The 8482-nt window shown below is 73.9% G+C and carries 1 protein-coding gene; it reads right to left on the bottom strand.

All coding sequences use genetic code 11. The annotated features are described in order from the left end of the window. Positions 1-8482: SDR family NAD(P)-dependent oxidoreductase (locus tag ABZV91_RS31365; protein WP_355249347.1), on the bottom strand; the 8482-nt coding region annotated here is incomplete at both ends.

Below are 8482 nucleotides of genomic sequence, written 5' to 3'. Positions count from 1 at the left end.
CCCGCCGGACCCGCGGCGCCGGGACCAGCGCACCGAGGACGGCGGGCAGACGACCGGCCCGGGTGCCCGCGGCCAGGGTCGCCCGGTCGAAATCGACACAGACCGCCAGCGCCGTGTCCGTGGCCGCCGCCGCGTCCAGATAGGCGGTCCCGGCGGTATCGCTGAGCGGGGTGATTCCCATCCGCCGCAGCCGGGCCACCGCGGCCGCGTCCAGCGCCCCGGTCATGCCCACTTCCTGACTCCAGGCGCCCCAGGCCACCGACAGCGCGGGCAGCCCCGCGGCGCGGCGGTTGTGGGCCAGGGCGTCGAGGAAGGAGTTGGCGGCCACATAATTGCCCTGCCCCGGGGCGCCGAGGACACCGGCCACCGACGAGTACACGACGAACGCCGCCAGCCGGTGCCCGCGAGTGAGCTCGTCCAGATTGAGCGCGCCGTCGACCTTGGGGGTGAGCACCCGGTCGACCTGCTCGGCGGTGAGGGTGTCGATGGTCGCGTCGTCGACAACCCCGGCGGAGTGGATCACCGCGGTCAGCGGATGGTCGGGGTCGACGGTGTCCAGCACCGCCGCCACACTCGCCCGGTCGGCGACATCGCAGGCGGCGACCCGGGCCCGCGCACCGAGTTCGGCCAGTTCGGCGACGAGTTCGGCGACCCCTTCGGCCGCATCGCCCCGGCGCGACACCAGCAGCAGGTGCCGCACACCGTGCGCGACCGCGAGGTGCCGGGCGGTCACCGCGCCGAGGCCGCTGGTACCGCCGGTGATCAGCACTGTGCCCGCCCCGAAGGCGCCACCCGCCCGGGCCGGCGCCTCCCCGGCGGCCGGCGCGGCCGGGGTCAGGCGTGGCACGAACATCCGCGCGTCACGGACGGCCACCGACGGTTCGCCGGCGTGCAGGACGCCGCTCAGCACTGCCGCGTCCAGACCGCCGTCGTGGTCCAGCAGCAGGATCCGGCCGGGATGTTCGGACTGCGCACTGCGCACCAGGCCCGCCACCGCCGCGGCGACCGGATCCACCGGGCTATCCGGCAGGCTCGCCGCACCGCGGGTCGCGACCACCAGCCGGATTCCGGTGGTCCGTTCCGCCGACAGCAAGGACCGCAGCACCGCCAGTGTGGCGTGTACCGCCTGCCGGACCGCGGCCGCGCGGTGGTCGCCCGGCACCGCGCCGCCCTCGGGCGGCGACCACACCACGACCTCCGGAACGTTCTCGGCCGCGGCGAGTTCGGCCGGGTCGGCGAAATGCCGGTCGATACCGGGTATCCGCAGCGCACCCAGGGTGGCGGACGCGGCGGCGGGCGCCGCGGGCAGTTCGGCCGGTGTCCAGTGCAACACCAGCGGCGTCGGCCCCGCCTGCGCGCCGGCGGCGGCGAGCGCCTCCGGCGTCACGCCGCGGGCGGTGACCGCCGCGACCGACGCCACGAATTCTCCGCTGCCGTCGGCGATATCGATCCCGATCTGCCCGTCACCGTGCGCGACGATACGGGCCCGCGCGGCCGCCGCGCCCCGGCGGCCGAACCGCACTCCGGCGAATGAGAAGGGCAGTGGCACCTGGCCTTCCGCCACCTCGCCGGTCAACCCGTCCAGCGCCGCGTGCAGACAGGAGTCCAGCAGTGCCGGGTGCACACCGAATCCGGCCACCGGACCGCTCGCGGTCTCGTCGAGGGAGATCTCGGCGAAGGTTTCGGTGCCCCGCTGCCACAGCGCGGTGACGCCCCGGAAGGCCGGGCCGTAGTCGAACCCGCGCGCCGCGAGACGGTCGTAGAACGTGGAATCGTCCGCGCGCCGGGCGCCCGGCGGCGGCCACGCCTGCTCGTGCCATTCCATGCCGGGTTCGGCACCGGCGGCCAGCACACCGCTCGCGTGCAGCACCCAGGGGGTCGCGGCCGGTGACGCACCCGGCTCGACGGGGCGGGAATGGATCTCGAAGGTGCGGCGGCCGGTGCCGTCGGGCACGGCCAGACCCACCTGGACATCCACTTCGGCGCCCGCGGCGAACACCAGCGGCGCGGCCAGGACGAGTTCCTCGACCGTATCCAGGCCCAGCCGCGACCCCACGGCCGCGACCATCTCCACGAACGCGGTACCGGGCAACAGCACCGAGCCGAGCACCGCATGGTCGGCGAGCCAGGGGTGGGTGCGCAGCGACAGGAGTCCGGTGAACAACCACTCGTCCTGGGCCGCACGCGGTACGGCGGCGGTGAGCAGCGGGTGGCCGAACGCACCGGTCGCCGATTCGGGAGCCGGTTGCGGCCAGTACCGCCGGCGCCGGAACGCGTAGGTGGGCAGGTCGACCCGAGGGCCGGGCCGCCCGGCGAACAGCGGCGCCCACCGCACCGGACCGCCCGCCACCGATACCTGCGCGAGCACGGAGACCAGTCCGCGGACCTCGCCGACCGTTCGCCGCACCGAGGCGGCGACCACCGATCCGGCCTCGACATCCGGATACTCGGCCAGGCATTCCCGGGCCATCGCGGTGAGCACCGCGTCGGGTCCCACCTCGACGAAGGTCCGCGCCCCGGCCTCGACCAGCGCGTCCACTCCGGGCGCGAACCGCACGCATTCGCGGACCTGGTCCACCCAGTGCCCGGGGTCGGTGAGTTCGGGCCCGGCGAGCCCGCCCGTGAGTCCGGAAACCACCGGCAGCAGGGGTTCCCGGTAGGTCAGGCCCCGGGCCACCTCGCGGAATTCGTCGAGCATCGGTTCCATGAGTTCGGAATGGAAGGCGTGGCTCACCCGCAGTCGCGACGTCCGCACCCCCTCGTCGGTGAACCGCTGGGCGATCTCCTCGATCGCGTCCTCCTCGCCGGAGAACACGACCGAGGAGGGACCGTTCAGCGCCGCGACCGATACCCGGCCGAGGTAGCCGAACGCCACCTCGGTCGCCTCGGTCTCGGTCACCGCGACGGCCACCATGGCGCCGCCCTCGGGCAGGGCGCCCATCAACCGGCCCCGCGCCGCCACCAGCGCACAGGCGTCCGGCAGCGACCACACCCCCGCCACATACGCCGCCGCCAGCTCACCGATCGAATGCCCGGTGACCAGGTCCGGCACCACGCCGAAGGATTCCAGCAACCGGAAGAGCGCCACCTCGAAGGCGAACAGCGCCGGCTGGGTCCACTCCGTCCGATCCAGCACACCGTCCGGATCGGCGAACATCACCTCCCGCAACGACCGCCCCACCAGCGGATCGAACTCCGCGCACACCTCGTCCAACGCCGCCGCGAACACCGGGAACACCGCGTACAGCTCCCGGCCCATCCCGGCCCGCTGCGCACCCTGACCCGTGAACAGGAACGCCGTCTGCCCCGGCACCGGCCCACCGGCCACCACCCCGGGCCCGCCCGATCCGGTGGCCAGCGCCGCCAGGCCCGCCAGTAGTTCGGCGCGGTCGCCGCCGAGGACCACCGCACGCCGGTTGAGCACGGCCCGCGAATCCAGCAGCGCCCGCGCCACCGCCCAGGAATCCGTATCCAGCCGGTCCGCCAGCCAGTCCCGCAACCGCTGCGCCTGTGCCCGCAGCGCCTCCTCGGTTTTCGCGGAGATCCGCAGCGGCACCACGGGAATGTCGAGCGGTTCCGTGCTCGCGGGGTCCGGATCGGCGCCCGCCCGGGTACCCGGCGCGGCGGGGGCCTCCTCGATGATCACGTGCGCGTTGGTCCCGCTGATGCCGAACGAGGACACCCCTGCCCGGCGTACCCGGCCCGCCGTCGCGGGCCAGTCCCGGGCCTCGGTGAGCACCTCGACCGACCCCGCCGACCAATCCACATGCGGGGACAGTTCGTCCACGTGCAGGGTCCGGGGCAGTTCCTCGTGCCGCAGGGCCTGCACCATCTTGATGATGCCGCCGACACCCGCCGCGGCCTGGGTATGCCCGATATTCGATTTCAGCGACCCGATCCGCAGCGGTTCGGACCGCTGCCGGCCGTACGCGGTGAGCAGCGCCCGGGCCTCGATCGGATCACCGAGCGCGGTGCCCGTACCGTGGGCCTCCACGGCGTCCACGTCCGTCGGCGTCAGTCCGGCGTCGGCCAGCGCGGCCGCGATGACCCGTTCCTGGGAGGGCCCGTTCGGCGCGGTCAGCCCGTTGCTGGCGCCGTCCTGGTTCACCGCCGAACCGCGTACCACCGCGAGGATCCGGTGGCCCGCGCGCTGCGCGTCGGACAGCCGTTCCAGCACCAGCACACCCGCGCCCTCCGCCCACGCGACCCCGTCCGCGGCGGCCGAGAAGGATTTGCACCGTCCGTCGGCGGCCAGACCGCGCTGCCGGGAGAAGTCCACGAACACCGAGGGTGTCGACATGACCGTGGCCCCGCCCACCAGCGCCAGCGTGCTCTCCCCGGCGCGCAGCGCGCGGCAGGCGGTGTGCAGTGCCACCAGTGACGAGGAACAGGCGGTGTCCAGGGTCACCGCCGGCCCCTCCAGGCCCAGGGCGTAGGACACCCGGCCCGACACCACACTGCCCGCGGCGCCTGTCGCGATGTACCCCTCCATCTCGGGCCCGGCCCGACGGGTCAGGGCGTCGTAATCCTGGTACATCACCCCGGTGTAGACGCCGGTATCGCTGCCGCGCAGCGACGCCGGATCGATCCCGGCGTGTTCGATCGCCTCCCAGGACACTTCGAGCAGCAGTCGCTGCTGCGGGTCCATCGCGACCGCCTCGCGCGGGCCGATACCGAAGAACCCGGCATCGAATTCCGCGGCGTCCAGCAGGAATCCGCCCTCGCGCACATAGGACGTGCCCGGGTGCGCCGGATCGGGGTCGTAGAGACGCTCCAGATCCCAGCCGCGGTCCGCGGGGAACCCGGTGATCGCGTCCCGGCCGGACGCCACGAGATCCCAGAGCTGGTCCGGGGATTCGACACCGCCGGGATACCGGCAGGCCATACCCACGATGGCGATGGGTTCGTCGGCGCGCGCCCGGCGCCGGGCCGGCCGGTCGACCGGTGTGGCACCGTCGAGTTCGGCGCGGACGAAACCGGCGATCGCGGCGGCGGTCGGATAGTCGAAGGCCAGGGTCGAGGGCAAGCGCAGCCCGGTGGCTTTGCCCAGCCGGTTGCGGAACTCCACCGCGCCCAGCGAATCGAAACCCAGTTCGGTGAACGGCTTGTCGACCTCGATGAGCGCCCCCGTGGCGTAACCCAGTACGGCGGCGACCTGGTCGCGCACGAAATCCAGGACGAGCGCGTCGTGTCTGTCGGCGGGCGCGGCGGCCAGCCGCCGCGGCAGCTCACCGCCACCGCTGTCGGCCCGGCGCGAGCGCGGCACCAGCGACCGCACCAGCGCGGGCAGCAGCCCCGCCCGCACCTGGAGCGACAGTGCCGCCGTATCGAAATCGACCGCGCCGACGCAGGGTGTCCCCGCGGTGACCGCCAGGTCGAAGTACGCGAGCCCGTCGGCGTGGCCGAGCGCGCGCAGGCCCATTCGCGCCATCCGCTCGGCGGCGCCCCGGGCCAGGGTGGCGGTCATGCCGCCGCTCTGCTCCCAGGGTCCCCAGGCCACCGAGACCGCGGCCAGTCCGGCACGGGCCCGCCGCTGCGCCAGGGCGTCCAGGACCGAATTGGCGGCCGCGTAGTTGCCCTGCCCCGGCGAGCCCAGGACGGCCGCGATCGAGGAGAACAGCACGAAGACCGACAGGTCGAGCCCGGCGGTGAGTTCGTGCAGGTGCAGGGCCGCGTCGACCTTCGGCGCCAGCACCGTGTCGATCTGCTCGGGGGTGAGCGTGTCCAGGGTCGCGTCGGCCAGTACACCGGCCGCGTGCACCACGGCCGTCAACGCCGGACCGGTGGCCACGATCTCGTCGAGGACCGCCGCCACCGCGGATCGGTCGCTCACATCGCAGGCCCGCACCCGCACCCGCGCACCGTGTCCGGTCAATTCGGCGACGAGCCCGGCCGCACCGTCGGCCGCTTCCCCGCGCCGGGACAACAGGACCAGGTCCCCGACGCCGTGCTCGACGACGAGATGCCGCGCCACCAGCGCGCCCAACCCGCCGGTTCCGCCGGTGATCAGCACCGTCCCCGGCCCGATACCGGTTCCCGGCGCCGGGACGTCGTGCCGGACCAGCCGGGGGACCAGGAGCGCGCCCGCCCGGGCCGCGAGCTGCTCTTCCTCGGTGGCCAGCGCCGCACTTACCAGCTCCGGTGTGACCTCGGCGCCGGGCTCGATATCGAGCAGCACGATCCGCCCGGGGTTCTCGGATTGCGCGCTGCGCAGCAGACCCCGGATCGCCGCGGCCGCGAGCTCCGGGTCTTCCTCCGGCAGACCGGCCGCACCACGGGTGACGACGACCAGCCTTGTCCCGTCGACGGACAGCCGCAGCCAGGTCCGCACGGTGGCGGTCACCTCGTGCACGCGGTCACGCACCGCGGCCCCCGGATCCCCGGGATCCGCCGGACCCTCCCCGGCGCACCACACCACCGCATCGGGTCGCGGTCCGTCTCCCGCACCGGGAGAGTCGTCGGACGCGGCCTCGATCAGAGCGGTCATATCCGGGTATGCCGCGACGAAACCGGCCGCGGCCGGTAGGCCGACCGCGGCCAGGACCGGAGGCTCACCCGCGCCACGCACCGGCGTTTCGGGGGCACTCCAGCGCACCTCGTACAGCGGGCGCCCACCGGCGCGGACCCGGCCGAGCACGCGGCTGTGCACCGGGCGGGCCCGCAGCGCCTCGATGGTCAGTACCGGTGCGCCGTCGGCGTCGAAGGTCTCCACCCGCAGCGTCTCCGCGCCGGTGCGCCGGATCCGCACCCGGACCGCCGTGGCCCCGGGGCGGAACAACCGCACCCCGCTGAACGAGAACGGCAGCGGCAGTTCGTCCGGCGGCAGATCGGCGATCCAGGCGTGCACACCGGCGTGCAGGGCGGCGTCGAGAAGCGCTGGGTGGATGCCGAATCGCGTGCCCTCGGTGTCGAGTTCGGCGGGCAGTGCCACCTCGGCGAGGATGTCCTGGTCCGCCTGCCAGAGGTTGCGCACACCCTGGAACGCGGGCCCGTAGCCGAACCCGCGGACGGCCAGCTCGTCGTAGAGCGCATCGCCCGGTGTCGGCGTGTCCGCGGGCGGTGAATCCGCACCGTCGGCGAAGCCGCCGTCGAGCCGCACACCCGGCGCCAGGACGCCACGGGCGTGGGTGGTACCGGATCCACCGGTGGTTCCGTCCGCCGCGCTCCGCGAGGCCACCACGAAACGCCGCCGCCCGTCGGCGTCCGGTGCCTCGACCCCGACCTGGATATCGGCAACGGCGTCGTCGTCCAACCGCAGCGGGGCCTCCAGCACCAGTTCGTCGATCGACTCGGTGCCCAGCCGTGCCCCCGCCGCCAGTGCCAGTTCCACGAAACCGGTGCCCGGGAACAGCACCGTGTCGAACACCTGGTGATCGCTCACCCACGGTTGCGCACCGGCCGAGAGCCGGCCGGTGAACACCCATTCGTCCTTGCCGGGCAGCGCCGTCACCGCACCCAGCAGCGGGTGATCGGCGGCGCGCAGGCCGAGCCGGCTCACATCGCCGGTCTCGGCACCGGCCGGCAGCCAGTAGCGGGAACGCTGGAAGGCGTAGCCGGGGAGCGGGACCCGGCGCGGCGACCGTCCCGCGAACAGCGGCTCCCAGCGCACCGGCGCACCGGCGGCGAACACGGTGCCCAGGAACGTGGTGAACCACGCGACCTCGTCGGTGCCGCGGCGGGCGGCGGCGGCCACCACGGCGCGCGCCTCGCGTTCGGGGTCGGCGGCCAGGCACTGCCGGGTCATCGCGGTCAGCGCGGCGTCCGGGCCCAGCTCCAGGAAACGCCGGGTCCCGGTGGCCAGCAGGGTCGCGACGCCGGGGGCGAACCGGACGGCCTCGCGGGCCTGCCGGACCCAATATTGCGGCGTGCTCAGTTCCGCATCGGCGACCGCACCGCTCAGATCGGAGACGATCGGCACGGACGGCGCGTGATAGGTCATCCGGGCGGCGACCGCCCGGAACTCGTCGAGCATCGGGTTCAGCCGCGCCGAATGGAACGCGTGACTCACCCGCAACCGGTTGGTCTTGTGCCCGCGGCCGGCGAAGAGTCGCTCGATCTCCTCGACCGCGTCCTCGTCACCGGAGAGCACTACCGAACGCGGGCCGTTCACGGCGGCCATCGACAGCCGGGCGCCGTATCCGGTGAGGACCGCGTTCGCCTCGGTCTCGGTCACCGCCACGGCCACCATGGCGCCGCCCTCGGGCAGGGCGCCCATCAACCGGCCCCGCGCCGCCACCAGCGCACAGGCGTCCGGCAGCGACCACACCCCCGCCACATACGCCGCCACCAGCTCACCGATCGAATGTCCCAGCAGGACATCGGGAGTCGGCCCGAACGAGGTCACGAGCCGGTACAGCGCCACCTCGAAGGCGAACAGCGCCGGCTGAGTCCACTCCGTCCGATCCAGCACACCATCCGGATCAGCGAACATCACCTCCCGCAACGACCGCCCCACCAACGGATCGAACTCCGCGCACACCTC

This window comes from Nocardia sp. NPDC004568, assembly GCF_040609955.1.
GTDB lineage: Bacteria > Actinomycetota > Actinomycetes > Mycobacteriales > Mycobacteriaceae > Nocardia.
The sequence above is the reverse complement of the archived record's forward strand: the minus strand, read 5'-3'. Positions and strand labels throughout refer to the sequence as shown.